Annotated in this window: 26 protein-coding genes; 16 read left to right on the forward strand and 10 right to left on the reverse strand. The window is 67.6% G+C overall.

Features of this window, described 5'->3' with window-relative positions; all coding sequences use genetic code 11:
- The first annotated feature begins 84 nt into the window (after positions 1-84).
- The 8 genes from pstC to cysK all read left to right on the forward strand — a co-directional run bounded on the left by pstC (position 85) and on the right by cysK (position 8,206).
- Positions 85-1,536, forward strand: a complete 1,452-nt coding sequence (gene pstC / locus H512_RS0121315; protein ID WP_026785126.1) for a phosphate ABC transporter permease subunit PstC — start codon at positions 85-87, stop codon at positions 1,534-1,536.
- Positions 1,533-2,870: a phosphate ABC transporter permease PstA gene (gene pstA, locus H512_RS0121320; protein WP_026785127.1), complete on the forward strand. Its 1,338-nt coding sequence runs from the start codon at positions 1,533-1,535 to the stop codon at positions 2,868-2,870. Before pstC ends, pstA begins: the two co-directional genes overlap by 4 nt.
- A 17-nt stretch (positions 2,871-2,887) precedes the next feature.
- Entirely contained in the window at positions 2,888-3,706 is an 819-nt protein-coding gene (pstB, locus tag H512_RS0121325; protein WP_026785128.1) for a phosphate ABC transporter ATP-binding protein PstB, read from the forward strand.
- A 23-nt stretch (positions 3,707-3,729) separates the two neighbouring features.
- Positions 3,730-4,437 carry a phosphate signaling complex protein PhoU gene (gene phoU / locus H512_RS0121330; protein WP_036793085.1) on the forward strand — a complete coding sequence of 236 codons (708 nt, stop codon included), beginning with the start codon at positions 3,730-3,732 and terminating at the stop codon, positions 4,435-4,437.
- A gap of 23 nt (positions 4,438-4,460) precedes the next feature.
- Positions 4,461-5,156, forward strand: coding sequence for a phosphate regulon transcriptional regulator PhoB (gene phoB, locus H512_RS0121335; RefSeq protein WP_026785130.1), 696 nt, complete (start codon positions 4,461-4,463; stop codon positions 5,154-5,156).
- A 226-nt stretch (positions 5,157-5,382) separates the two neighbouring features.
- Positions 5,383-6,588, forward strand: coding sequence for a bifunctional phosphopantothenoylcysteine decarboxylase/phosphopantothenate--cysteine ligase CoaBC (gene coaBC, locus H512_RS0121340; RefSeq protein ID WP_026785131.1), 1,206 nt, complete (start codon positions 5,383-5,385; stop codon positions 6,586-6,588).
- A gap of 49 nt (positions 6,589-6,637) precedes the next feature.
- The gene (gene dut, locus H512_RS0121345; RefSeq protein WP_026785132.1) at positions 6,638-7,084 is read left to right on the forward strand and encodes a dUTP diphosphatase; all 447 of its coding nucleotides are present in this window, start codon (positions 6,638-6,640) and stop codon (positions 7,082-7,084) included.
- 156 nt (positions 7,085-7,240) lie between these two features.
- Positions 7,241-8,206, forward strand: a complete 966-nt coding sequence (gene cysK, locus H512_RS0121350; protein ID WP_026785133.1) for a cysteine synthase A — start codon at positions 7,241-7,243, stop codon at positions 8,204-8,206.
- On the opposite strand, the gene H512_RS25420 is transcribed toward cysK, so the two are convergent.
- The 6 genes from H512_RS25420 to H512_RS0121380 all read right to left on the reverse strand — a co-directional run bounded on the left by H512_RS25420 (position 8,170) and on the right by H512_RS0121380 (position 12,432).
- Positions 8,170-8,703 carry an NUDIX hydrolase gene (locus tag H512_RS25420; protein ID WP_053240128.1) on the reverse strand — a complete coding sequence of 178 codons (534 nt, stop codon included), beginning with the start codon at positions 8,701-8,703 and terminating at the stop codon, positions 8,170-8,172. The genes cysK and H512_RS25420 overlap by 37 nt on opposite strands.
- Before the next feature lie 113 nt (positions 8,704-8,816).
- Positions 8,817-9,533 (reverse strand): DNA polymerase III subunit epsilon, encoded by a 717-nt coding sequence (gene dnaQ, locus H512_RS0121360; RefSeq protein ID WP_026785134.1) that lies wholly within the window; start codon positions 9,531-9,533, stop codon positions 8,817-8,819.
- Positions 9,534-9,564: 31 nt separating this feature from the next.
- On the reverse strand, positions 9,565-10,167 hold the full coding sequence (gene coaE, locus H512_RS0121365) for a dephospho-CoA kinase (RefSeq protein ID WP_026785135.1): 603 nt from the start codon (positions 10,165-10,167) through the stop codon (positions 9,565-9,567).
- Positions 10,164-10,982: a shikimate dehydrogenase gene (locus H512_RS0121370; protein WP_026785136.1), complete on the reverse strand. Its 819-nt coding sequence runs from the start codon at positions 10,980-10,982 to the stop codon at positions 10,164-10,166. The genes coaE and H512_RS0121370 overlap by 4 nt, the downstream gene beginning before the upstream one ends.
- Positions 10,979-11,566 carry a Maf family protein gene (locus H512_RS0121375; RefSeq protein ID WP_026785137.1) on the reverse strand — a complete coding sequence of 196 codons (588 nt, stop codon included), beginning with the start codon at positions 11,564-11,566 and terminating at the stop codon, positions 10,979-10,981. The genes H512_RS0121370 and H512_RS0121375 overlap by 4 nt, the downstream gene beginning before the upstream one ends.
- Positions 11,563-12,432, reverse strand: coding sequence for a pyruvate, water dikinase regulatory protein (locus H512_RS0121380; protein ID WP_026785138.1), 870 nt, complete (start codon positions 12,430-12,432; stop codon positions 11,563-11,565). Before H512_RS0121380 ends, H512_RS0121375 begins: the two co-directional genes overlap by 4 nt.
- A gap of 611 nt (positions 12,433-13,043) precedes the next feature.
- On the opposite strand from H512_RS0121380, the gene hemE reads away from it, so the two are divergent.
- The 8 genes from hemE (at position 13,044) to H512_RS0121420 (ending at position 22,142) form a co-directional block, all read left to right on the forward strand.
- The gene (gene hemE / locus H512_RS0121385) at positions 13,044-14,012 is read left to right on the forward strand and encodes a uroporphyrinogen decarboxylase (RefSeq protein WP_245585478.1); all 969 of its coding nucleotides are present in this window, start codon (positions 13,044-13,046) and stop codon (positions 14,010-14,012) included.
- Positions 14,009-14,446, forward strand: a complete 438-nt coding sequence (gene hemJ, locus H512_RS0121390) for a protoporphyrinogen oxidase HemJ (RefSeq protein WP_026785140.1) — start codon at positions 14,009-14,011, stop codon at positions 14,444-14,446. The genes hemE and hemJ overlap by 4 nt, the downstream gene beginning before the upstream one ends.
- A 235-nt stretch (positions 14,447-14,681) precedes the next feature.
- Positions 14,682-15,947, forward strand: coding sequence for a transcription termination factor Rho (gene rho, locus H512_RS0121395; protein WP_026785141.1), 1,266 nt, complete (start codon positions 14,682-14,684; stop codon positions 15,945-15,947).
- Between the two features lie 202 nt (positions 15,948-16,149).
- Positions 16,150-17,445: a tRNA uridine-5-carboxymethylaminomethyl(34) synthesis GTPase MnmE gene (mnmE, locus tag H512_RS0121400; protein ID WP_026785142.1), complete on the forward strand. Its 1,296-nt coding sequence runs from the start codon at positions 16,150-16,152 to the stop codon at positions 17,443-17,445.
- Between the two features lie 353 nt (positions 17,446-17,798).
- Positions 17,799-19,694 (forward strand): tRNA uridine-5-carboxymethylaminomethyl(34) synthesis enzyme MnmG, encoded by a 1,896-nt coding sequence (gene mnmG / locus H512_RS0121405; protein WP_026785143.1) that lies wholly within the window; start codon positions 17,799-17,801, stop codon positions 19,692-19,694.
- The gene (rsmG, locus tag H512_RS0121410; RefSeq protein WP_210162737.1) at positions 19,694-20,413 is read left to right on the forward strand and encodes a 16S rRNA (guanine(527)-N(7))-methyltransferase RsmG; all 720 of its coding nucleotides are present in this window, start codon (positions 19,694-19,696) and stop codon (positions 20,411-20,413) included. The genes mnmG and rsmG overlap by 1 nt, the downstream gene beginning before the upstream one ends.
- Complete coding sequence (locus H512_RS0121415) at positions 20,410-21,243, forward strand: ParA family protein (protein ID WP_026785145.1); 834 nt, start codon at positions 20,410-20,412, stop codon at positions 21,241-21,243. The genes rsmG and H512_RS0121415 overlap by 4 nt, the downstream gene beginning before the upstream one ends.
- Positions 21,244-21,257: 14 nt before the next feature.
- Positions 21,258-22,142 carry a ParB/RepB/Spo0J family partition protein gene (locus H512_RS0121420; protein WP_026785146.1) on the forward strand — a complete coding sequence of 295 codons (885 nt, stop codon included), beginning with the start codon at positions 21,258-21,260 and terminating at the stop codon, positions 22,140-22,142.
- A gap of 105 nt (positions 22,143-22,247) precedes the next feature.
- Here H512_RS0121420 and H512_RS0121425 read toward each other — a convergent pair whose 3' ends face one another.
- The 4 genes from H512_RS0121425 to H512_RS25425 all read right to left on the reverse strand — a co-directional run bounded on the left by H512_RS0121425 (position 22,248) and on the right by H512_RS25425 (position 25,174).
- On the reverse strand, positions 22,248-23,396 hold the full coding sequence (locus tag H512_RS0121425) for a MalY/PatB family protein (RefSeq protein ID WP_026785147.1): 1,149 nt from the start codon (positions 23,394-23,396) through the stop codon (positions 22,248-22,250).
- A gap of 103 nt (positions 23,397-23,499) precedes the next feature.
- Positions 23,500-23,871, reverse strand: a complete 372-nt coding sequence (locus tag H512_RS0121430; protein WP_210162742.1) for a VOC family protein — start codon at positions 23,869-23,871, stop codon at positions 23,500-23,502.
- A 17-nt stretch (positions 23,872-23,888) separates the two neighbouring features.
- Entirely contained in the window at positions 23,889-24,470 is a 582-nt protein-coding gene (locus H512_RS0121435) for a septation protein A (RefSeq protein WP_026785149.1), read from the reverse strand.
- A 56-nt stretch (positions 24,471-24,526) separates the two neighbouring features.
- The gene (locus H512_RS25425) at positions 24,527-25,174 is read right to left on the reverse strand and encodes a LolA family protein (RefSeq protein ID WP_053240130.1); all 648 of its coding nucleotides are present in this window, start codon (positions 25,172-25,174) and stop codon (positions 24,527-24,529) included.
- Positions 25,175-25,274: the final 100 nt, after the last annotated feature.

The raw sequence follows: 25,274 nt of genomic DNA on the forward strand, positions 1-25,274 counted from the left end.
GCAACCTGAAACGGCAAGGGCCTCCGAGCGAGGCCCTTTCCTATCGTGCCGCCAACTGGCGGACGCAAGAAACGGGGAGGCCGAATGGGTCCGCTCTGGCTGCTCGCGCTAATCGCGGGCCTTTCCTTCTTCGGCTACGTACTGGGCCGCTGGAAGTCCGTCGTGCTCTCCGGCAAAGGCGCGCTCGCCGCCCGGCCCGGCTATTACGGCGCCTACGTGCTGGTGTGGACGGCAATGCCGGCTCTGGCCATCCTGATCGTCCTGTCGCTGGCCAAGCCGCTGATCGTCGACCGCACGGTGCGCGCCAACCTGCCGGAGACGGTGCTCGCTGATACGACGCAGCTGTCGCTGCAGATCTCCGGCGTCGAGCAGGTGGCGGCCGGCCTGAAGCTCGCCACGCCCGACGAACTCCAGAACATCCGCATCGGCGTGGTGACGGCGCGCTCGGTGTTCGCCCGCCACGGCCTGCCGCTCGGCGAGGACGTCAAGCCCTACCAGCTGGTCGCCGCCGGCGCGCTCAACGTCGTCTCGGACGGCCTCGACACCGCCATCGACGCGGCGGTGGTGGCCGCCCTCGCCTTCGGGCTGATCTTCGCCTTCGCACGGGTGCGTCCACGCCTCCGGGCGCGCAACCTCGTCGAGAACACCGTTCTCGCCCTCTTGATCGCCGCCTCGTCGGTGGCCATCCTGACCACCGTCGGCATCGTGCTCAGCCTGCTGTTCCAGGCCTTGCAGTTCTTCTCGATGGTGTCGCCGATCAACTTCTACTTCGGCACCATCTGGGACCCGCGCTTCGCCGCTGCCGGTTCGACGGAAAGCGGCCAGTTCGGCTTCCTGCCGCTGTTCTGGGGCACCATCTACATCTCGTTCTTCGCCATGCTGGTGGCGGTGCCGGTCGGCTTGTTCTCGGCCGTCTACATGGCCGAATACGCCGGCTCCAAGGTGCGCTCGATCGCCAAGCCGCTGATCGAGATCCTGGCCGGCATCCCGACCATCGTCTACGGCTTCTTCGCGCTGACCACCATCGGGCCGTTCATCCGCGACTGGCTGGCCGTACCGCTCGGCCTCGGCACCTCGGGCAACAACGTGCTCACCGCCGGTCTGGTGATGGGCATCATGATCATCCCCTACGTCTCCTCGCTCAGCGACGACATCATCACCGCCGTGCCGCGCTCGCTGCGCGACGGCTCGCTGGCGCTCGGCGCCACCCGCTCGGAGACCATGCGGCAGGTGATCCTGCCGGCGGCGCTGCCGGGCGTGGTCGGCGCGGTGCTGCTCGCCGTCTCCCGCGCCATCGGCGAGACGATGATCGTCGTGCTGGCGGCCGGCGTCGCCGCCCGCGCCTCGCTCAACCCGTTCGCCGAGATGACCACCATCACCGTCAAGATCGTCAACCAGCTGACCGGCGACCTCGAGTTCACCAGCCCGCAGACGCTGGTGGCCTTCGCGCTGGGCATCACGCTGTTCGTCATCACGCTCGGCCTCAACGTGCTGGCGCTGACCATCGTCCGCAAGTATCGGGAGCAGTACGAATGACCGATCGCGCCCTTCCGCTCCCTCCCTCGCAGCTTTCCGGCCCCGACGTCCGCAAGATCTCCAGGATCGACATCGGCCTCAAGCGCCGTTATGCCGCCGAGCGGCGCTTCCGCACCTTCGGCCTCATGGCGGTGGCGCTCGCCCTCACCTTCCTGGCGCTGCTGTTCGGCTCGATCGTCCTGCGCGGCTACACCGCCTTCCAGCAGACGCGCATCACCATGATCGTCGATTTCGATCCGGCGATCATCGCCCCGGACGGCGACCGCTCGCCGGCGGCGATCATGTCGGGCAACGCCTTCCGCTTCGACGACCTGATCGCCGCGGCGCTCGTCCGGACGCTGGAGATCGACCCCAACGACGAGGACGCCCTCTACGACGGGCTCGATCTCCTGTCCAAGGGCTCGGGGCCGATGCTGCGGTCGATGATCGCCGCCGACCCCACGCTGATCGGCACCAAGAAGGCGGTCGCCTTCTATGCCACCGGCGACGTCGATTCCTTCGTCAAGGGAACGATCCCCGCCGACGTTCCGGAAAGCCAGCGCCTCATCAAGGACAAGCACATCGTGCTGATCGACAGGCTGAAGGCGGACGGCGCGCTGCGCCTCGCCTTCAACACGGCCCTGTTCACCAACGGCGCCTCGACACGGCCGGAGATGGCCGGCGTCGGCGTGGCGCTGGTCGGCTCGCTCTACATGATGCTGGTGGTGCTGGTGCTGTCGCTGCCGCTCGGCGTCGCCGGCTCGATCTATCTCGAGGAATTCGCGCCCAAGAACCGCTGGACCGACCTGATCGAGGTCAACATCAACAACCTCGCCGCCGTGCCATCGATCGTCTACGGCCTCCTCGGCCTCGCGGTGTTCATCAACTTCGCCCATCTGCCGCGCTCGGCCAGCCTGGTCGGCGGCCTGGTGCTGACGCTGACCACGCTGCCGACCATCATCATCGCCACCCGCGCCGCGCTGAAGGCGGTGCCGCCGTCGATCCGCGAGGCCGGCCTCGGCATCGGCGCCTCGAAGATGCAGACGGTGTTCCACCACGTGCTGCCGCTGGCCATGCCGGGCGTGCTGACCGGCACCATCATCGGCCTCGCCCACGCGCTCGGCGAGACGGCGCCGCTCCTGATGATCGGCATGAAGGCGTTCATCGTCGACTATCCGTCGACGCCGCTCGACCCGGCGACGGCGCTGCCGACCCAGATCTACATGTGGGCGACCGAGCCGGAGCGCGCCTTCACCGAGCGCACCTCGGCGGCGATCATCGTGCTGCTCGCCTTCCTGCTCGCCATGAACAGCATCGCCATCCTGCTCCGCCGCGCCTTCGAGCGCCGCTGGTGATTTCCGGAGTTCCCGCCATGTCCGCAGTCCAGGCCACCGTGCCCTTCGAGACCGTCCGCACCCCCGACGCGGCGGGCCGGCCGATCAAGATCCACACCCGCAACGTCAAGGTGACCTACGGCCAGAAGCAGGCGCTGCACGGCGTCTCCATCGACATCGCCGAGAAGGCGGTCACTGCCTTCATCGGTCCGTCGGGCTGCGGCAAGTCGACCTTCCTGCGCTGCATCAACCGCATGAACGACACCATCGCCGGCGCCCGCGTCGAGGGCACCATCACCCTCGACGACCAGGACGTCTACGATCCCGATCTCGACGTGGTCGAACTCCGGGCGCGCGTCGGCATGGTGTTCCAGAAGCCCAATCCCTTCCCGAAGTCGATCTTCGACAATGTCGCCTACGGGCCGCGCATCCACGGCCTCGCCCGTTCCAAGGCCGACCTCGAGGAGATCGTCGTCACCTCGCTGCAAAAGGCCTCGCTCTTCAACGAGGTGAAGGATCGCCTGACCGAGCCGGGCACCGGCCTGTCCGGCGGCCAGCAGCAGCGCCTCTGCATCGCCCGCGCCATCGCCGTGTCGCCGGAGGTGATCCTGATGGACGAGCCCTGCTCGGCGCTCGACCCGATCGCCACCGCCAAGATCGAAGAGCTGATCGACGAGTTGCGCGCCAACTTCACCATCGTCATCGTCACGCATTCGATGCAGCAGGCGGCGCGCGTGTCGCAGCGCACCGCCTTCTTCCACCTCGGACACCTGATCGAGGAAGGCCCCACCGACCACGTCTTCACCAATCCGCTGGAGCAGCGGACGCTGGACTACATCACGGGCCGCTTCGGCTGACCGGAAACGGCAGGAGATTTCGCATGGAACATACTGTTTCCGCCTATGACGACGACCTCAAGGCCATCGCCCGCATGGTGACCGAGATCGGCGGCCTCGCCGAGCGCGCGGTCGGCGATTCGGTGACGGCGCTGACCCGCCTCGACATCGACCTCGCGCGGCGGGTGATTGCCGGCGACCGCGAACTCGACCGGCTGCAGCGCGACATCGAGGACAAGGCGATCCTGGTGATCGCCCGCCGCCAGCCGATGGCCAGCGATCTCCGGGAGATCGTCGGCGCCATGCGCATCGCCAACGACATCGAGCGGGTGGGCGATCTCGCCAAGAACATCGCCAAGCGCGCCGTCGCCATCAACGGCGTGTTCCCGCACAAGCAGCTGATCAACGGCGTCGAGCATCTCTGCGAGATCGCCCTCCACCAGCTCAAGATGGTGCTCGACGCCTATGCCAGCCACGACGACCAGGCAGCCGGCGCCGTCCGCCGGCGCGACGACGAGATCGACGCGCTCTACACCTCGCTGTTCCGCGAACTCCTCACCTACATGATGGAGGATCCGCGCAACCTCACCTTCTGCATCCATCTGCTGTTCTGCGCCAAGAACATCGAGCGGATCGGCGACCACGCCACCAACATCGCCGAATCGGTGCACTATGTGGTGACGGGCCGTTCCTACGAGGACGAACGGCCGAAGGCCGACGCGTCGATCGCCAGCACCATCGCCGGAACCTGATCAAGCGGGAGCGGAACACGACCATGGCCAAGGTGATGATCGTCGAGGACGAGGAGGCGGTGTCGCTGATGCTGCGCTACAACCTCGAGGCCGAGGGCTTCGAGGTGGAGCAGGCCTTCCGTGGCGACGAAGCCGACATCCGGCTCAAGGAGATCACGCCCGACCTCCTGCTGCTGGACTGGATGCTGCCGGGTATTTCCGGCATCGAGCTGTGCCGCCGCCTCCGGGCGCGGCCGGAGACCGAGCGGCTGCCGGTGATCATGCTGACGGCGCGCGGCGAGGAAGCGGAACGGGTGCGCGGCCTCGCCACCGGCGCCGACGACTATGTGGTGAAGCCGTTCTCGGTTCCCGAGCTGATCGCCCGCGTCAAGGCCATGCTGCGGCGCGCCAAGCCGGAGACGGTGTCGAGCCTGCTCATGGCCGGCGACATCGAACTCGACCGCGAGACGCGGCGCGTCCGCCGTTCGGCGCGCGAGGTGCATCTCGGGCCGACCGAATTCCGCCTTCTGGAATTCCTGATGCAGTCGCCGGGCCGGGTGTTCTCGCGCGAGCAACTGCTGAACGGCGTCTGGGGCCATGACGTCTATGTCGACGAACGCACCGTCGACGTCCATGTCGGCCGCCTGCGCAAGTCGATCAACCGTGGCCGCGCCAAGGATCCGATCCGCACGGTGCGCGGCTCGGGCTATTCCTTCGACGAGAAGTTCGCCACGGGTTGAGGGGCGTTCCATTCCGCCCAAGATGTTACGCCTCAGTGGGCCATGACAGAATATATAAATGAAACAATAGCATAGATCGTCTTCCTCCGCGAAGGCGACGGATCTCGGGGCGGAAGGGCATGGGACAGGCGTCCTGCGTCCACGGGAGACGGTCGCGGCTTCTGACCGCTTACCTTCGGCGCCGCGATGGTCTAGGTTCCCTCCGATCATGCAAGAGGGGCCGGACATGCTGGCGGGCAAACGCATCCTGATCGTCATCGGCGGCGGCATCGCCGCCTACAAGGTGCTGGAGGTGATCCGGCGCCTCAAGGAGCGGGGCGCGACGGTGAGGGTGATCCTGACGCGCTCGGCCAAGGAATTCGTGACGCCGATCACCGTTGGCGCGCTGTCGGGCGAGACGGTGTTCAGCGAGCTGTTCAACCCCGCCGAGGAGCAGGACATCGGCCATATCGTGCTTTCCCGCGACACCGACCTGATCCTGGTGGCGCCGGCCACCGCCAACCTGATCGCCCGCATGGCCAACGGCCTCGCCGATGAACTGGCCACCGCCAGCCTGCTCGCCGCCGCCGCGCCGATCATCGCCTGTCCGGCCATGAACCAGCGTATGTGGGCGCATCCGGCGACGCAACGCAATGCCGCCCGCCTTCTCGCCGACGGCGTCCGCTTCATCGGCCCGGCCGAGGGCCGCATGGCCGAGCGCGGCGAGGCCGGCGTCGGCCGCCTCAGCGAGCCGATGGACATCGTCGCCGGCGTCGAGGCCTTCTTCGCCGCCGCCGCGACGCCGAAGCCGCTGGCCGGTCGCCACGTGCTGGTCACCTCCGGCCCGACCATCGAGCCGATCGACCCGGTGCGCTTCATCACCAACCGCTCCTCGGGCAAGCAGGGCCACGCGGTGGCCGCCGCCGCCGCCCGGGCCGGCGCCCGCGTGACGCTGGTCTCCGGACCGGTTTCGATAGCCGATCCGGCCGGCGTCGACGTCGTGCGCGTCGAGACGGCGCTTGAGATGCTGGAGGCGGTGTTCGCGGCGCTGCCGGCCGACGCGGCGGTGATGGCCGCCGCCGTCTCAGACTGGCGGCCCGCCGGGGTGGCACCTCAGAAGATCAAGAAGGCGGCCGGCGATCCGCCGCCGCTCGCCTTCGTCGAGAACCCCGACATCCTCGCCAGCCTCGGCCACAGCGACAGAAGGCCGAAGGTGGTGGTCGGATTCGCCGCCGAAACGACCGACGTCGAGACCAACGCCGGCCGCAAGCTCCAGGCCAAGGGCGCCGACTGCATCGTCGCCAACGACGTGTCGCCCGAGGGTGGCGTGTTCGGCGGCGACCGCAACAGCGTCCGCATCGTCTCGGCGGCCGGCATCGATGCCTGGCCGACGCTGTCCAAGGACGAGGTGGCCGAACGGCTGATCGCGCTGATCGCCGGCCGCCTCGCTTGATCCCCTTTGATTCGCCTCCGTAACGCACCCTGATTTTCAAGGATTTCCCATGGTCGACGTTGCCGTTCTCCGCCTGCCGCATGCCGAGGGCCTGCCGCTGCCGGCCTACCAGAGCGACGGGGCGGCCGGCCTCGATCTCCTCGCCGCCGTCGAGGCGCCGCTGACGCTGCCGCCGCTCGGCCGGGCGCTGGTGCCGACCGGCCTCGCCCTGGCGCTGCCGGCCGGCTATGAGGCGCAGGTGCGGCCGCGCTCGGGGCTGGCCGCCAAGCACGGCGTCACCGTGCTGAACTCGCCCGGCACCGTCGACGCCGACTATCGCGGCGAGGTGAAGGTGATCCTGGTCAATCTCTCCGACGCGCCGTTCTCCATCACCCGTGGCGAGCGCATCGCCCAGATGGTGATTGCGCCGGTCAGCCGCGCCCGCCTCTTCGAGACGGACACGCTCGATGACACGGCGCGCGGCGCCGGCGGCTTCGGATCGACCGGCCGTTCCTGACGCCGGAGCAATCCTTTTCCTGTTTTGACCGTTAAATGGGATCATTTTCCAAACGGGCCGCCGGTTGCAGCCTTGGTTGACTGGTGGCGTTCTCCGGCCGCCGATAGAATGGCGCAAATTTCCCGGACAGACCCCATCAGCCCACGAGGACATCCCATGAGCGATCTTTCCCGCCGCGGTCGCGGCAAGGTCTACGCCTCCATCACCGACACCATCGGCGACACGCCGCTGGTCCGCCTCGACAAGCTGGCCAAGGAGAACGGCGTTCAGGCGACGATCCTCGGCAAGCTGGAGTTCTTCAACCCGATCGCCTCGGTCAAGGACCGCATCGGCGTGGCGCTGATCGAGGCGCTGGAGGCCCAGGGCAAGATCAAGCCCGGCGAATCGACGCTGATCGAGCCGACCTCGGGCAACACCGGCATCGCTCTCGCCTTCGTCGCCGCCGCCAAGGGCTACCGGCTGATCCTGGTGATGCCGGAATCGATGTCGATCGAGCGGCGCAAGATGCTGAAGCTGCTCGGCGCCGAGCTGGAGCTGACCGAGGCCGCCAAGGGCATGAAGGGCGCCATCGCCCGGGCCGGCGAGCTGGCCGCCAGCATTCCCGGCGCCATCATTCCGCAGCAGTTCGAGAACCCGGCCAACCCGGAGGTGCACCGCGTCAGCACCGCCGAGGAAATCTGGAACGATACCGACGGCGCGGTCGACATCGTGGTGTCCGGCATCGGCACCGGCGGCACCATCACCGGCGTCGGCCAGGTGCTGAAATCCCGCAAGCCCGGCGTGAAGATCGTGGCGGTGGAGCCGAGCGAGAGCCCGGTGCTGTCGGGCGGCACGCCCGGCCCGCACAAGATCCAGGGCATCGGCGCCGGCTTCGTTCCGACGGTGCTCGACACCAAGGTCTACGACGAAATCCTGCCGATTTCCTCCGAGGAGGCGCTGGCCACCGCCCGCCAGGTGGCCAAGCTCGAAGGCGTGCCGGTCGGCATCTCCTCCGGCGCGGCGCTCCGGGCGGCGATCAAGGTCGGCCAGCGGCCGGAGAACGCCGGCAAGACCATCGTGGCGATCGTGCCGTCGTTCGCCGAGCGCTATCTCTCCACGGCGTTGTTCGAGGGGCTGGCCTGATCCTCCTCGGCCGCCTTGTCGGACGCTTTCCCGGCGGCCGGTGCCTTCAGGGTGCCGGCCGCCTTCTTCTTGGCGAGATCGACGAAGAAGGCGAGGATCAGGTCGCCGACGCCGGCATCCGACACCAGCGCCGCCGCGTCGACCGGGTTGAAGAAGCGCACCTCGCGCTGGCCCTTCTCCTGCCAGTCGTCGAGCTGCTTTTCGACGGCCATCGGAAACACCTCGACCAGCACCTTCTCCTGGCGCTTCGGAAACTGCTTGACGTAGGTGAAGCGGCCGCAGGGCTTCGTCGCGACGGTGCCGATCAGCCCGGCCTCCTCCATCGCCTCGGTCTCGGCGGCTTCGTAGGGCTTTAGACCCTTGATCGGCCAGCCCTTGGGCAATATCCAGCGGCCGCTGTCGCGGGTGGTGATCATCACCACCTCGTAGCCGTGCGCGGTCAGCCGGTAGGGCAGGGCGGCGACCTGCCGGAATTTCTCAACGGGCGGCTTGGTCACGGGCCTTCCCTTCGGAACGTCGATCGCCGCGTCTCGGCGGAAAAGCCGGTTCGGGACGCCATTGATGCGCTCTATGCCATGATTTGCCGGCTAAGAACATCCCGCAGGGCCGCTCAGGCCGTTTCCGCCCGCTCGTCCGCCTCGACATAGGCGTTCCACAGCGCCTTGTCGCCGATGGCGGCGATGAAGGCGGCATGCGCCTCGGCCTCAGTGGCGGTGAGGCGCGACGGCAGCGGCGCGGGGCGCGGCCGCACCACGGCCCGGCCGCCGGCCGCGTCGGCGCCCGAATGCACCGTCATCGTCAGGTCGAGGCCGGCTTGCCGGCCGCCGGTCAGCTCCAGATAGACCTCGGCCAGCAGCTCGGCATCGAGCAGGGCGCCGTGCTTGACGCGCCTCGAACGGTCGATGCCATAGCGGCTGCACAGCGCGTCGAGGCTGGCCGGGGCGCCGGGATGCTTGCGGCGGGCCATCATCAGCGTGTCGACGACCCGCTCGTTGCCGAAGGCGACGCGGCCGGACGCCTTCAGCTCGAAATTGATGAAGCCCATGTCGAAGCTGGCGTTGTGGGCGACGAGCTGGGCGTCGCCGACAAAGGCGACGAAGGCGTCGGCGATGTCGTCGAAACGCGGCTTGTCGGCCAGGAACTCGTCGGACAGGCCGTGAACGTCGAAGGCTTCCCTGGGCACCGACCGGCCGGGATTGATGTAGGCGTGGTAGTTGCGGCCGGTCGGAAAGCGGTTGACCACCTCGACGCAGCCGATCTCGACGAGGCGATCGCCGCTTTTGGGATCGAGGCCGGTGGTTTCCGTGTCGAAGACGATTTCGCGCATGGCCGAATCCTGCCCGCCGGCGATGGCGAATTCAAGGACGCCGGGCCGGCTTGTCCCCCGCCAATTCCGCGAGGAAGGCTTCAACCGACGCCCGCGCCGCCGGAATGCCATCGCCCGTGGGCACCACCCAGTCGGCGCGTGCCCGCTTTTCCGCGTCGGGCATCTGGCGAGCGAGGAGCGCGGCGAATCTCTCCTCGGTCATACCCGGCCGGGCGAGCACGCGTGCCCGCTGCACCTCGGCCGGCGCCGACACCACCACCACCTTGTCGACGTCGCGGTGGCGGCCGGTCTCGAAGAACAGGGGAATGTCGAGCACCGCCGCCGCGGCGCCGGCAGCGCGGGCGGCGGCCAGGAAGTCCGCCTCCGCCCGCCGCACCGCCGGATGGACGATGGCTTCCAGCCGCCGGAAGGCTTCGGCGTTGCCGGCGAGCCGCGCCGAGAGACGGGCGCGGTCGACGCGGCCGTCCACCGTCGCGCCGGGAAAGGCTGCCTCGATCGGCGCGGCGAGCGGCCCGTCGTAGAGGGCGTGCACAGTGGCGTCGGCGTCGAATACCGGCAGACCCTTTTGCCGGAACAGATCGGCGGTGGTGGTCTTGCCCATGCCGATCGAGCCGGTGAGGCCGATGACGATCACAGGTCGGCCTCGATCAGGGCGCGCAGGCCCGGCGTCACCGCCGGCCGGCGGCCGAACCAGCGCTCGAAGCCCGGCACCGCCTGATGCAGCAGCATGCCGAGACCATCGACGCTGCGGAGGCCACGCGCTCGGGCGGCGGCGAGGAACGGCGTTTCGAGCGGCACATAGACGATGTCGGTGACCACCGCTCCGGCCGGCAGGCCCGCCATGTCGAGGTCGATGGCGCCGTCGCCCTTCATGCCGAGCGAGGTGGTGTTGACGACGAGGCCGGCCGTCGCCGCGTATCGATTCGCCGCCGAAAGGATGTCGGCGGTGGCTTTGCCGGGATAGCGGCCGGCCAGCTCCTCGGCCCGAGCCAGCGTGCGGTTGACGATCCGCACCGTGAAGCCGCGCGCCACCAGGGCATCGACGATCGCCACCGCGGCGCCGCCGGCCCCCAGCACCAGCGCCTCGCCGGGATCGGCGTCCCAGCCGGACGCCCGCTCGTCGAGGTTGGCGAGGAAGCCGACGCCGTCGGTATTGTCGGCGCAAAGCAGGCCATCCTCGAGCCACAGCGTGTTGGCGGCGCCGATGCGTTCGACCACCGGCGTGCGATGCGCCGCCGCGCGCGCCGCCGTCTCCTTGTGGGGAATGGTGACGTTGCCGCCGGCAAGGCCGCTGGCGGCGAAGCCGGCAAAGAAGGCTTCGGCCTGCTCGGGCGCGACAGCCAGCCGGTCATAGCCGCCATCGATGGCGAATTCCCTCAGCCAATGGCCATGAATGAGCGGCGAGCGCGACTGGCCGACAGGCCAGCCGATGACGGCGGCGCGGATCATCGTTCGATCACCCCCTCCTCGCGCAGGAAATGAAGAAGCGGCAGCAGCGGCAGGCCGAGGATGGTGAAGTGGTTGCCGTCGACCGCCGAGAACAGTTGAACGCCGTAGCCTTCGAGCTGGTAGGCGCCGACCGAGCCGACAGCCGCCTCGCCGACCACCGCCAGATAATGGCTGATGAAACGGGCCGACAGCGGCCGCATGGTCAGCCGGGCCGAATCGACGGCCCGATGCAGCACCTCGCCGCCGCGAGCCAGCGACAGCGCCGAATGCAGCTCGTGGCTGCGGCCGGACAGGCGGGTCAGCTGACGGCCGGCCTCCTCGCGGTCGCGCGGCTTGTGGAAGCGCTCGTCGCCGAGCGCCAGCGTCTGGTCGGCGCCGATGACCAGGTCACCCGGCCGGCGCATCGATACCTCCACCGCCTTGACGTCGGCCAGCGCCTGGGCGACGTCGGCGGCGCCGAGGCCGCCGAGATCCTCCTCGACCAGGCGTTCGTCGACGTCGGCCGGCACGCGCTTGAAGATCAGGCCGGCGCCGGTGAGCAGGGCGGCGCGGGCGGGACTGGCCGAGGCGAGAATGAGGCTCATGGTTCACCCGGCACGCTATCGGAGAAGGAGTCGAGCGCCTTGCCGTAGCGATGCTGATCCCAAAGGGCGAGGATGGCGGCGGCGGTTTCCTCGATGGAACGGCGCGTCACATCGATCATCGGCCAGCCGTGTTCGGCGCACAGGCGCTTGGAATAGAGGATTTCCTGGGCGATCGACGCCTTATCGACATAGGGCGAATTCTGGCTGCGGTCGGCGAGCGCCAGAAGACGGTTCTGGCGGACATGCATGATCCGCTCGGCGGTGGCGATCAGGCAGACCACCAGCGGCCGTTTGGCGGCGATCACCTTGTCGGCGACGGTAATGCCCGGTACCAGCGGCACGTTGGCGGTGCGGATGCCGCGATTGGCGAGATAGATGGAGGTCGGCGTCTTGGAGGTGCGGCTGATGCCGATCAGGATGACGTCGGTTTCCTCGATATCGTCGGGCAGGGCGCCGTCGTCGTGGGCCAGCGTGAAGTTCAGCGCGTCGATGCGCTTGAAATAGTCGGCGTCCATGGCGTGCTGGGCGCCGGCCTTGCCGATCGCCTGCACGTTGAAGAAGGAGCGGAAGACGTCGAACACCGGCCTCAGCACGTCGATGCAGGGAATGGCCGCCGCCTGACAGGCCTCCTCGAGCTTGGAGGCAAGATCCTGCTGCACCAGCGTGTAGAGCACGATGCCCGGCGCCGCCTCGATGTCGGCGATCACCCGCTCGATGTGCCGCACCGAGCGGACCAGCGGATAGATATGCTCGATCGCCACCATGGATTCGTACTGGGCGGTAGCCGCCCGGCCAACGGCCAGCAGCGTCTCGCCGGTGGAATCGGAGACGAGGTGGATGTGGAAATAGGTCTGGCCCCGCTTCATGGCCGGCATGCTCCGAAAGGACGGCGCAGAGCATCTCAGAAGGCGCCTCCGTTGGCGAGTTCTTTTTCAGGACGTCCGATCAATGACTTGGCTTGTTTTCGTCCAACGACGATCCACAGATACTCGTCGTGCCTCGGGACGGGGGTGGATAAAAGCCGCCCTCGGCAACGCCCCGGCCGGGGGCTGTGGAGAGGCCGGCAAACCATCAACAATCGACGCCGATGGGCATGATCCTAACGCCGCCTGTGGGCGCTGTGCAAAAGCGACGCGCCTCCTTAACCGTTCATTAACTGTTCGGCGGTCATCCCCATTAACCTTTCGTTAAGACTTGCGGCGTTCCGCCATCCGTTAAAGTTTTCCACAAAAGCCACAGGCTTGGCCTGCCGGCGGCACCAGCGGCACCGGCCCTCGGCGCCCGTCACGGTTCGGATTGTGGAGAGGCGACAATCCCTGCTATCCCTCGCCAATAAGAAAAAGAAAATCTCTTCAAAAGGATTCTTGACTTGGAAACCACGGACGGCGCGACGCCTCAGAACACGGACGACGGGACGGCGAAGCGATGCCTTCTCAGGGTCATCGATGGTGAGCGGCTGTGGCCGCCGCCTGTCTGGATGATGCGGCAGGCCGGCCGCTATCTGCCCGAGTATCGGCAGGTGAGGGCAAAGGCCGGTTCCTTTCTCGATCTCTGCTACACGCCGGATCTCGCCACCGAGGTGACGTTGCAGCCGATCCGCCGCTTCGGCTTCGACGCGGCCATTCTGTTCTCCGACATTCTCGTCGTGCCGCAGGCGCTCGGCCAGAAGGTATGGTTCGTCGACGGTGAGGGGCCGCGCCTCTCGCCCATCGATCTCGCCCGTCCGGGCCTCGAGCCGGAGCGGCTGGTCGAACGTCTGGCGCCGGTCTTCGAGGCGGTTAGCCGCATCCGCGCCGCGCTGCCGCCGGAGACGACGCTGCTCGGCTTCTGCGGCGCGCCCTGGACGCTCCTCACCTACATGATCGCCGGCCGCGGCACGCCCGACCAGTTGCCGGCTCGCAAGGCGGTGCTGCTCGACCCCGCCGGCGTCGATCGCCTGATCGATGTGCTGGTCGAGGCGTCCATTGGTTATCTCGCCGCCCAGCTGCGGGCCGGCGCCGACGCGGTGCAGATCTTCGACACCTGGGCCGGCGGGCTTGACGATGCCGGCTTTCAGCGGCTGGTGATCGAACCGACCCGTCGCATCGTCGAGGGCCTGCGGCGCGAGGTGCCGGGAGCGCGGGTGATCGGCTTTCCCAAGGGAGCGGGCGGCCATCTGCCGACCTATGTGCGAGAGACCGGCGTCAACGCCGTCGGCATCGACTGGCAGGCCTCGCTCGATTTCGTCCGCGACCATGTGCAGCCGCTGAGGCCGGTGCAGGGCAATCTCGATCCGCTGCATCTCGTCACCGGCGGCGCGGCGCTCGACGCCGCCGTCGATCGCATCCTCGACCGGCTGGGCGGCCGGCCGCTGATCTTCAACCTCGGCCATGGCATCACGCCGGATGGCGACATCGACAACGTCACGCGCATGCTCGGGCGGCTGCGCGGGGCAGGGCAACGATGATCGGCCACGCCTACGACTGGATCAAGATCGGCCATCTGTTCTCGGTATTTGCCTGGATGGCTGGCATCTTCTACCTGCCGCGCCTGTTCGTCTATCACGCCGACGCCGAGCCCGGCTCGGTGCAATCGGAAACCTTCAAGGTGATGGAGCGGCGGCTGATCAAGGGCATCATGCAGCCGGCGATGATCGGCAGCTGGGGCTTCGGCCTGTGGCTCGGCATCAAGGGCGACTGGTTCACCGGCGCGTCCTGGCTGTGGCTGAAGATTGCCTTCGTGGTGGCGCTCACCGCCTACCACGTCCATCTCGACGTCTGGCGCAAGGCCTTCGCCCGCGACGCCAACCGCCATACCTCGCGCTTCTTCCGGATGATCAACGAGCTGCCGACGCTGATCCTCCTGGCCATTCTGGCGCTGGTGGTGCTGAAGCCGTTCTGACGCTGCCCCGGCCGGACGCTTGCCGTGCCCGGCCGAACGGGGTATAGAAACCGAGTCCCTCGCCTCGCGAGCAGGCGCCTTCCGGACATCGTTCCGAGAAGTTCCTCCGTGGCGGCTCCCCGCCGTCGCTGCCTGTTCGCGTCTTTCGGAAAAGTTCGTCGTTGCGTATCCCCGTTGCGGGGAGGCACGTGTTTTCGGCGTCTTTTCCCGTTTCCAGCCAAGAGATGCCGCATCCATGTCGGAGATGAAGCTCCAGGATCTCAAGAAGAAGACCCCCACCGAACTCCTGGCCGTCGCCGAGGAGCTGGAGGTGGAGAATGCCTCGACCATGCGCAAGCAGGAGCTGCTGTTCGCAATCCTGAAGCAGCTGGCCGACCAGGAGGTCGAGATCATCGGCGAGGGCGTCGTCGAGGTGCTGCAGGACGGCTTCGGCTTCCTGCGTTCGCCGGATGCCAACTATCTGCCCGGCCCCGACGACATCTACATCTCGCCGGCCCAGATACGCCGCTTCTCGCTGAGGACCGGCGACACCGTCGAGGGCCAGATCCGCAGCCCCAAGGAAGGCGAGCGCTATTTCGCGCTGCTCAAGGTCAACACCGTCAATTTCGAGGATCCCGAGAAGGCGCGCCACAAGGTGCACTTCGACAACCTGACGCCGCTCTATCCCGACGAGCGCTTCCGCATGGAGGTGGAGGGCGTTCCGTCGAAGGACTTCTCGGCCCGGGTCATCGACATCGTGGCGCCGCTCGGCAAGGGCCAGCGCGCGCTGATCGTCGCGCCGCCGCGTACCGGCAAGACGGTGCTGTTGCAGAACATCGCCCATTCGATCACCACCAACCATCCGGAATGCTATCTGATCGTCCTGCTTATCGACGAGCGGCCGGAAGAAGTGACCGACATGCAGCGCTCGGTGCGCGGCGAGGTGGTGTCCTCCACCTTCGACGAACCGGCGACGCGCCACGTGCAGGTGGCGGAAATGGTCATCGAGAAGGCCAAGCGCCTGGTCGAGCATGGACGTGACGTGGTCATCCTGCTCGATTCGATCACCCGCCTCGGCCGCGCCTACAACACGGTGGTGCCGTCCTCCGGCAAGGTGCTGACCGGCGGCGTCGACGCCAATGCGCTACAGCGGCCGAAGCGCTTCTTCGGCGCCGCCCGCAACATCGAGCAGGGCGGGTCGCTGACCATCATCGCCACGGCGCTGATCGACACCGGCAGCCGCATGGACGAAGTGATCTTCGAGGAGTTCAAGGGGACCGGCAACTCGGAAATCATCCTGGACCGCAAGATCTCCGACAAGCGCGTGTTCCCGGCCATCGACATCCAGCGCTCGGGCACCCGCAAGGAAGATCTGCTGGTGGTGCCGGACAAGCTCAAGAAGACCTTTGTCCTCCGCCGCATCCTCAATCCGATGGGCACCACCGACGCTACCGAGTTCCTGCTCGACAAGCTGCGGCAGACGCGAACCAACAACGACTTCTTCGATTCCATGAACACCTGATAGGCTGTTTCACGTGAATCATCGGCCGCGGATCGATTCGCGGCCGATACGTCGTTCCCGATCGGCCGGAGCCTTACGGGGTGCCGTGCCGTTTTGACGGAAGTACTCGCTCTTGTTGCTTTCGCAAAGGCGCCACGGAGCGCTCCGAGTCGCCTCCGAAACGCTTTCACAAAATGCTGAATCTCTCGCCGAGGATTGAGTCGTGACCGATACGATCTTCGCTCTGTCGTCCGGTCCGTTGCCAAGCGGCATCGCCGTGCTTCGTATGACCGGACCGGCGGTCCGACTCGTGCTCGAAACGACCGTTGGAGCCCTCCCGTCGCCGCGGCGAGCGGTGCTGCGGGATGTGCATGGTGACGACGGCGAGGTGATCGACCGGGGCCTGATCCTGTTCTTCCCGGCGCCTGGCAGCTTCACCGGCGAGGATGTCGCCGAGTTTCACCTGCATGGCGGCCGGGCGGTGGTGGCCGCCTTCCTGGCCTTTCTCGGTAGCCTGCCGGGGCTGCGGCTGGCCGAGGCTGGCGAGTTCACCCGCCGCGCCTTCGACAATGGCCGCCTCGATCTTACCGAGGTCGAGGGTCTGGCCGACCTGATCGCCGCCGACACCGACAGCCAGCGGCGGCAGGCGCTGCGCCTGGCCGGCGGCGCCTTCCGCGCACGGGCCGAGGACTGGCGGCAGCGGCTGATCGAAATCCGGGCGCGTGTCGAGGCCAATCTCGATTTCGCCGATGAAGACGACGTGCCGGAGGCCGTGGCCGCCGACGTGGGCATCGACGCCGGCCTGCTGCGGGCGGAGATGGAGCGCGAGTTGCAGGCCGGTCGGCGCGGCGAGCGCATCCGCGACGGGTTCGAGGCTGTGGTGCTCGGTCCACCCAACGCCGGCAAGTCCAGTCTGGTCAATGCGCTGGCCGAGCGCGACATCGCCATCGTCACCGATATTCCCGGCACGACGCGCGACCTCCTGGAAGTCCGGCTCGACCTTGGCGGCTACGCGGTCACGCTGGTCGATACCGCCGGGCTGCGGCAAGGCGCAGGCGATGCCATCGAGGCCGAGGGTATCCGGCGGGGGCGGGCGCGGGCGGCGGCGGCCGACCTGATCGTCTGGCTGGACGAGGATGGCACCGGCCCTTCCACCGATGTCGCCGGCCTTGGCGTGCCGCTGCTGGCGCTGCGCAGCAAGGCGGACTTGCACGATGGTGCTACCGAAGCCGTATCGATCCACGATCGCCGGACGCTCGACCGGCTGCTCGACCGCCTGACGCGGGAGGCTGCTGACCGATTGGCCGGCGAGGCACCGCTGGTCAGCCGGGCGCGGCAGCGGCAATGCCTGGAACAGGCAGTCAAGGCGCTGCGCCGGGCGGAGCGGCCGGATCTGCCGGTGGAGATCGCCGCCGATCGATTGCGCCAGGCCGGCGACGCGCTCGGCCGGCTGACCGGCCGCATCGACGTCGAGGAAGTGCTCGGCTCGATTTTTTCCACCTTCTGTATTGGCAAATGATCGATTCCTATCCGAAACGAGTCGGCCGGCATGGTGAATCGGGTCAGCGTCGGATCGGCAGAGTGGGGATGGAAAATTAACGGTGTTTCACGTGAAACACTCCCCAGCCTGTGGAAAACTCAACGGATTCGCCGCCGAACCGATTCCGGAAATGCGCCTTCAATAGGTGACGGATCGGGTTGCGGCTAAGAAAATGGCGGAAATCCGCGCTTTTCGTCTTTGACCTCGGGCGGCGGTTTGCCCTATTAAGGTCCTGTCTCTCTGCCAACAGACATGACGGCGGTGGTGGAAAAGCACCGTGGACAGCGGCTTCTCCGGCCCAAGAATCCATTCAGCAAGGTGACCAGCAGGACATGGATGCGTTTGACAGCTTCGATGTCGTCGTCATTGGCGGCGGCCATGCCGGCGCCGAGGCGGCGCATGCGGCGGCGCGGACCGGCGCCCGCACGGCGCTGGTGACGCACAGTTTTGCCACCGTGGGCTCGATGTCCTGCAATCCAGCCATCGGTGGCCTCGGCAAGGGCCATCTGGTGCGCGAGATCGACGCGCTGGACGGGTTGATGGGCCGGGTGGCCGACGCCGCCGGCATCCAGTTTCGCCTGCTCAACCGCCGCAAGGGACCGGCGGTGCGCGGGCCGCGCGCCCAGGCCGATCGCAAGCTCTACAAGGCGGCGATGCAGGCCGAACTGGCGGCGGCCGCCAATCTGACGGTGATCGACGGCGAGGCGGACGATCTCGAAACATCCAGCGGCCGGGTAACGGCCGTGCTGCTTGCCGACGGCCGCCGGCTGGTGACGGGTGCCGTGGTACTGACCACCGGCACCTTTTTGACCGGCCTCATTCATCTCGGCCCCAAAACGACGCCGGCCGGCCGCATCGGCGAGCCGCCGGCGCTCGGCCTGTCGAAGACGCTGGCCCGGCTTGGCCTCAGGCTTGGCCGCCTGAAGACCGGCACGCCACCGCGTCTCGATGGCCGCACCATCGACTACGCCGGCCTGGAGCGTCAGCCGGGCGACGATGAACCCGAGCCTTTCTCGACGCTGACTGCGACGATCGCCCGGCCGCAGGTCGCCTGCCACATCAGCCGCACCACCGACGCCACCCACGCGGTGATCCGCGCCAACGTTCATCGCTCGCCGATGTATTCCGGCCAGATCGGCAGCCGCGGCCCGCGTTACTGTCCGTCGATCGAGGACAAGATCGTCCGCTTCGGCGATCGCGACGGCCATCAGATCTTCCTGGAACCGGAAGGGCTCGACAGCGACCTCGTCTACCCCAACGGCATCTCGACCTCGTTGCCCGAGGACGTGCAGCAGGCGATCGTTGCTTCCATTCCGGGCCTCGAGCGGACACGCATCGCCCAATACGGCTATGCCATCGAATATGATCACGTCGATCCGCGCGAACTCTATCCGACGCTGGAGACCAAGAAGCTCGGCGGTCTCTATCTCGCCGGCCAGATCAACGGCACCACCGGCTATGAGGAGGCGGCGGCTCAGGGGCTCGTCGCCGGCCTCAACGCCGCCCGCCGGGCCGGTGGTGGCGACGGCGTGGTGTTCGACCGGGCCGAGGCCTATCTCGGTGTGATGATCGACGACCTCGTTACCAAGGGGGTGAGCGAGCCCTATCGCATGTTCACCTCACGCGCCGAATACCGGCTGTCGCTCAGGGCCGACAACGCCGACCAGCGCCTGACGGCGCGGGGGATCGCGCTCGGCCTCGTCGGCGCCCGGCGGGCGAACGCTTTTGCCGCCAAGATGCAGGCGCTCGATGCCGCCCGGTCGCTCGCTCGGGCGCTGACGCTCAGTCCGCGCGAGGCGGAGAACCATGGCCTTGCCCTCAACCGCGACGGCGTGCGCCGCTCGGCCTACGACCTCCTTTCCTATCCGGAGATGTCGCTGGCGCGGCTCGCCGCCATCTGGCCCGACCTCGGTCGTTTCGATACCGTGGCGGCGTCGGCACTGGCGACCGAGGCGCTCTATGCCGTCTATCTCGACCGGCAGGACGCCGACATCGCCGCCTTCCGCCGCGATGAGGGGCGGGCGCTGCCGGCTGACCTCGATTATGCCCAGGTGATCGGCCTTTCCAACGAAGTGCGGCACAAGCTCGAAACCGTCCGCCCGGCGACGCTCGGCCAGGCCGGCCGCATCGACGGCGTGACGCCGGCCAGCCTGACGCTGCTTCTCGCCCATCTGCGCAAGCTGGCGGCGCGGCGGCCGCTGTCCAGCGGCAACGAGGAGGTGGCCTGATGGCTGTCAAGGCGCCCCCGTCCCCGCCATCCGACGCCGACGGTCTCGACGCAGTGCGGGCAATCATGCCGCTTGATGCGGCGATGGAGACGCGTCTTGCCGCCTATGTCGACCTGGTGCGCAAGTGGCAACCGGTCAAGAACCTGGTGGCGCCGTCGACGCTGCCGGATATCTGGCGCCGGCACGTTGCCGACGGTGCCCAGGCGCTGGCGGCGTTGCCGGCTGCGCGGCGCTGGCTCGATCTCGGCTCGGGCGCCGGCTTTCCCGGCCTCGTCACGGCGATCCTGTTGGCCGATGTCGAGGGCGGCCATGTGACGCTGGTCGAATCCAACGGCCGCAAGGCGGCTTTTCTGCAGACCGTGGCGCGTGAATTGAAGTTGCCGGCGCGGATCGTTTCGGAACGGATCGAGTCGCTGGCGGAACGATCCACAACGGACCCGGAAGGATTCGGCGTCGATCGATTCGAAGCCGTATCGGCGCGGGCGCTGGCTTCGCTCGACCGGCTGCTCGACTATGCCGAACCCTGGCTGGCAGCCGGCGCCACCGGCGTTTTCCACAAGGGCCAGGATTTTGCGGCGGAATACCGGCAAGCCGCTGCGTCCTGGGCCTTCGATCTGGTAGAAAAGCAGAGCCGGATCGAGCCAGACAGCCGCATTGTCATCGTCACCCATGTCCGCCGCCTGTCGCCCGGCCTTTCAAAGCAGGATGCCCGCCGATGACCCGTCTTCCCGACATCCCCCGCGTGCTGTCGCTGGCCAACCAGAAGGGCGGCGTCGGCAAGACCACCACCGCCATCAACCTCGGCACGGCGCTGGCCGCCATCGGCGAGGAGGTGCTGATCGTCGACCTCGATCCGCAGGGCAACGCCTCGACCGGCCTCGGCATCGACCGCAAGTCGCGCAAGGTGTCGACCTATGACGTGCTGATCGGCGAAGCCGAGCTGAGCGAAGCGCTGGTGCCGACGGCGGTGCCGCGGCTCACCGTGGCGCCGTCGACGCTGGACAACCTCGGCGTCGAGCTGGAGATCGCCGCCTCGGCCGATCGCGCCTATCGCCTGAGGAAGGCGATCGCCCGTCACGCCGAGAAGGTGGCGCTGGATGCCGCTGGCCGCGAGAAGCATTTTACCTATGTGCTGATCGACTGCCCGCCGTCGCTCAATCTCCTCACCATCAACGCGCTGTCGGCGTCGCATTCCATCCTGGTGCCGCTGCAATGCGAGTTCTTCGCGCTGGAGGGCTTGTCGCAGCTCCTCTCCACCGTCGAGCAGGTCAAGCGCAGCCTCAATCCCGAGCTTGGCATCCACGGCATCGTGCTGACCATGTATGACGGTCGTAACAACCTCAGCGCCCAGGTGGTGCAGGACGTGCGGGCCAACATGGGCGACGCCGTCTACGAGACGATCATCCCGCGCAACGTCCGCGTTTCCGAGGCGCCATCCTATGGCAAGCCGGCGCTGCTCTACGATCTCAAATGCACCGGCAGCCAGGCCTACCTGAAGCTGGCATCGGAAATCATCCAGCGCGAGCGGCGCTTCCGCGCCGCCGCTTGAAAGGAAGACACGTCATGAGCAGCGTCGGCGACGAGAGCGGACGGCGGCGGCTCGGCCGGGGACTGGCGGCATTGATCGGCGACGCCGGCTCCGAGTTCGAGGTGGTGGAGCGGGTCCGCGGCATCCGCAAGGTGGCGATCGATCTGATCCGCGCCAATCCCCGCAACCCGCGCCGGCTGTTCAAGGAGGAGGACCTCGAGGAGCTGGCCGGCTCCATCCGCCAGCACGGCATGATCCAGCCGGTGGTGGTCCGGCCGGCGCCCAACAACGGCAGCGGCTACGAGCTGATCGCCGGCGAGCGACGCTGGCGGGCGGCGCAGAAGGCCGGCCAGCACGAGATCCCCGTGGTGATCCAGGACGTCACCGACCGCGAGGCGATGGAGATCGCCATCATCGAGAACGTCCAGCGGCAGGACCTCAACCCGCTGGAAGAGGCGATGGGCTACGACCAGCTGATCCAGGAGTTCGAGTATACGCAGAACGATCTGGCGGCGGTGATCGGCAAGAGCCGCAGCCATGTCGCCAACACGCTGCGCCTCCTGAAGCTGCCCGAGCCGGTGAAGCAGTATCTCAACGACGGAGCGCTCACCGCCGGCCACGCCCGGGCGCTGATCGCCGCGCCCGACCCGGCGGCGCTGGCCCGGCGCATCGTCGAGGAGGGACTGACGGTGCGCTCGGCCGAGACGCTGGCCCAGGCGACCATTGCCGAGCCGCACGGCCGGGCGAAGGGGGCGAAGCCCGACAAGGACGCCGATACCAAGGCGCTGGAAAAGCGGCTGGCCGACGCGCTGGGCATGGCGGTGGAAATCCGCCATCGGTCGAACGGCGCCGGCGAATTGCGTCTCAAGTACGGCACGCTTGATCAGCTCGACGAGATCATCCGCCGTCTGGAGGGCTAAGGCTGCCTCCATTCGATTCGCAAACGAAACGCCCCGGCAGGTCATCCGCCGGGGCGTTGTCGTTTCGGGACCGTATCCGGATCGAGCGGCAGTAACAGGCACGAATTAACGCTGCGACAGCGCCTTCACCATGCGATCGATGCCGTCATCGAGCAGGGCGCGCGGACAGCCGAAGTTGAGGCGGACATGGTCGGGCGTGCCGCCGAAGTCGGCGCCGGGGTTGAAGCCGACGCGGGCCTTGTCGAGGAAGAATTTCTGGGCGTCGCCCAGGTCGAGGGCCGAGCAGTCGAGCCAGGCGAGGTAGGTTGCCTCCGGCGCAGAGATGCGGATTTCCGGGATCTCCGCCGCGAGCCGGGCCATCAGATGGTCGCGGTTGGCTTCGAGGTAGGCGAGCAGCGCCGCCTTCCAAGGCCGGCCGTAGCGCAAGGCCGCCTCGGTGGCGACGAGGCCGAGCACGTTGGCCCCTTCGCTCAAGCCGAGGTGAGCGGCGACGAAGCGCTGGCGCAGCTCGGCGTCGGGAATGATGGCATAGGCGGTCTTCAGGCCGGCGATGTTGTAGGTCTTGCTGGCCGCCATCAGCGTGATGGTGCGGCGGGCGATCTCCGGCGACAGCGCGGCGATCGGAACGTGCTGCCGGCCGCCGTAGACGATATCGCAATGAATCTCGTCCGAAACGATTACCGTATCAGAGGCGAGGCAGGCGCCGGCGATCGCTTCGAGTTCGGTCCGCGTCCGCATGCGGCCGGTGGGGTTGTGCGGGTTGCACAGCAGGAAGGCGGCGGCACCCTCCAGCGCGACGGTCAGGCGGCCGAGATCGACGCCGGAGCCATCGGCGACCGGCCGTACCGGCACGTCGACGCGGGTGAGATCCCAGTGGCCGGCGGCGGCGAGGATCGGCGGATAGACCGGTGTCTCCACCACCAGGCGATCGCCGGGGCGGGTCACCGTCTTGAGCGCCTGGTTGAAGCCGGGGACGACGCCTGACAGGAAGACGACATCGGCCGGCGAGATGGTCCAGCCGTGGAGGTCCTGCATGTCGGCGGCGATCAGCTCGCGCAGTGCCCGCGGCACCGGGCCGCCATAGCCGAATACCGCATGGTCCAAGCGGGCACGAAGGGCGTCGACGATCGGCTCGGCGACGGCGAAGTCCATATCGGCCACCCACATCGGCAGCACGTCCGCCGGATAGCGGTCCCATTTCGAGGTGGGCACCTGCCGTCGATCGATGACGGTGTCGAAGTCGTGGAGGCTCATGGAAGAAAATGTCCCTGTCGCGGAAGAGGATCAGGCGACACTAGACCGAAAGGCTTATGCCGATCCAGCCCTCGGCGTTCCCGTTGGCGTCGCCAGGGCGGCGTCAGCCGGCGCGCTTCGGCTCGATGAGATCCCAGCGGTTGCCGTAGAGATCCTCGAAGACGGCGACGGTGCCGTAGGCCTCGGAACGCGGCGCTTCCAGGAAGCGGACGCCGCGCGCCGAGAACAGCGCATGGTCGCGGGCGAAGTCGTCGGTTTCCAGAAACAGGAAGACGCGGCCGCCCGTCTGGTCGCCGATGCGCGCCGTCTGCTCCGGACCGTCGGCGCGGGCAAGCAGCAGCGCGGTGCCGAGGGGCGGACCGACCCGCACCCAGCGCTTGCCGTCGTCGAGCGGGGTGTTTTCGAGGAGCGAGAAGCCGAGTGCGCCGACATAGAAGGCGATGGCGTCGTCATAGTCGGCGACCAGCAGCGCCATTTGGGCGATGGTCCGCGTCACGCTTCCGGCCGCTCGATGGCGTGGCGCGTCAGGAGCGGCAGCTGGGCGACCGAGAACAGCAGCGTCAGCGGCATGATGCCCCACACCTTGAAGGCGATCCAGAATTCGGTCGACTGGGTTCGCCAGATCGCCTCGTTGAGGACGGCCAGCAGCAGGAAGAACAGGCCCCAGCGGATGGTCAGCTTGCGCCATCCGGCCGCGTCGAGGTGGAAGGCGCCGTCGAAGACGTAGCCGAGCAGCGTCTTGCCGAAGGCGAGACCGCCGAGCAGCACGCCGCCGAACAGCGCGTTGACGATTGTCGGCTTCATCTTGATGAAGGTGTCGTCGTGCAGCACCAGCGTCAGCGTGCCGAACACGGCGACGACGATGCCGGTGACCAGCGGCATGACGGCAAGCCGGCGGTTGATCGCCCAGGACGCGGCGAGCGACACGGCCATCGCCGCCATGAAGGCGCCGGTGGCGACGAAGATGCCGAAGCGGCCGTTGGCGAAGAAGAAGACGAGAAGCGGGCCAAGCTCCAGTGTCAGCTTGAGCCACGGGTTCTCAGCCTTGCGGCCCGCGGCGGGGGCGTCGGTCATCGGTTGCTCCTCATGACGGCGGCGGAGGTGTCGGGTGGGGCGGGCGCCCCGTGCCGTCACTTGTACTTGGAATAGTTGATCTCAAACCATTCGGGATTGGTGGGATTGCCCACCTTGGTCTCGTAGATGGCAACGGTGGTGTCGTAGCCCTGATCGTCGGTCACCGTCCACTGCTTCAGCTCGGTGGTGCGGGCGTCGAAATAGAGCGTCAGGTGGCTGGTGACGAAGGTGCCGGGGTCCTGCAAGCGGATGACGATGAAGTCGGAATCGGCGCTGACCGACTGCACCACCGCCTCTTGCAGGAGGTTGATGTTCTTGTCGAGCAGGAAGCGCAGCGGCGTCTCCGACAAGAGGTAGAGCGTCTGCGACTGCATGGCCTTGTCGTCGACCGCCACCGTGCGGCCGTCGACGATGATGTCGAGCTTGGACGGCGGATAGTAGCGGAAGCGCATCTTGCCCGGCCGGCTGATGACGAAATAGCCGTTGGTCTCGCTGCCGTCCGGCGCCGTCTGCAGGAACTTGCCCTCGAAGGTGGTGATCGAGTTGAAATAGCGATTGACCGCCTGCACCGTGGCGAGCTGCTCGGGCGACAGGTTGGCGAGGTTGGGCTTGGCGGCGGCGGGCAGCGGCGCGAGCGCCAGCGTCAGGCCGGCTGCAAGGCCGGTCAGGACCGCGCGACGCGTCGTCTTGGGGGTTTGAAACATGGCGGCACCCTCTCAGGCCTCGGGCCGGGTCTCCTTGCGAAACTGCCCGATAAAGCGATGCTATCACTTAAGGGTCGGAAGATGGCGAAACAAGGTAGCG

It is taken from the genome of Pleomorphomonas koreensis DSM 23070, assembly GCF_000425185.1.
Taxonomy (GTDB): domain Bacteria; phylum Pseudomonadota; class Alphaproteobacteria; order Rhizobiales; family Pleomorphomonadaceae; genus Pleomorphomonas; species Pleomorphomonas koreensis.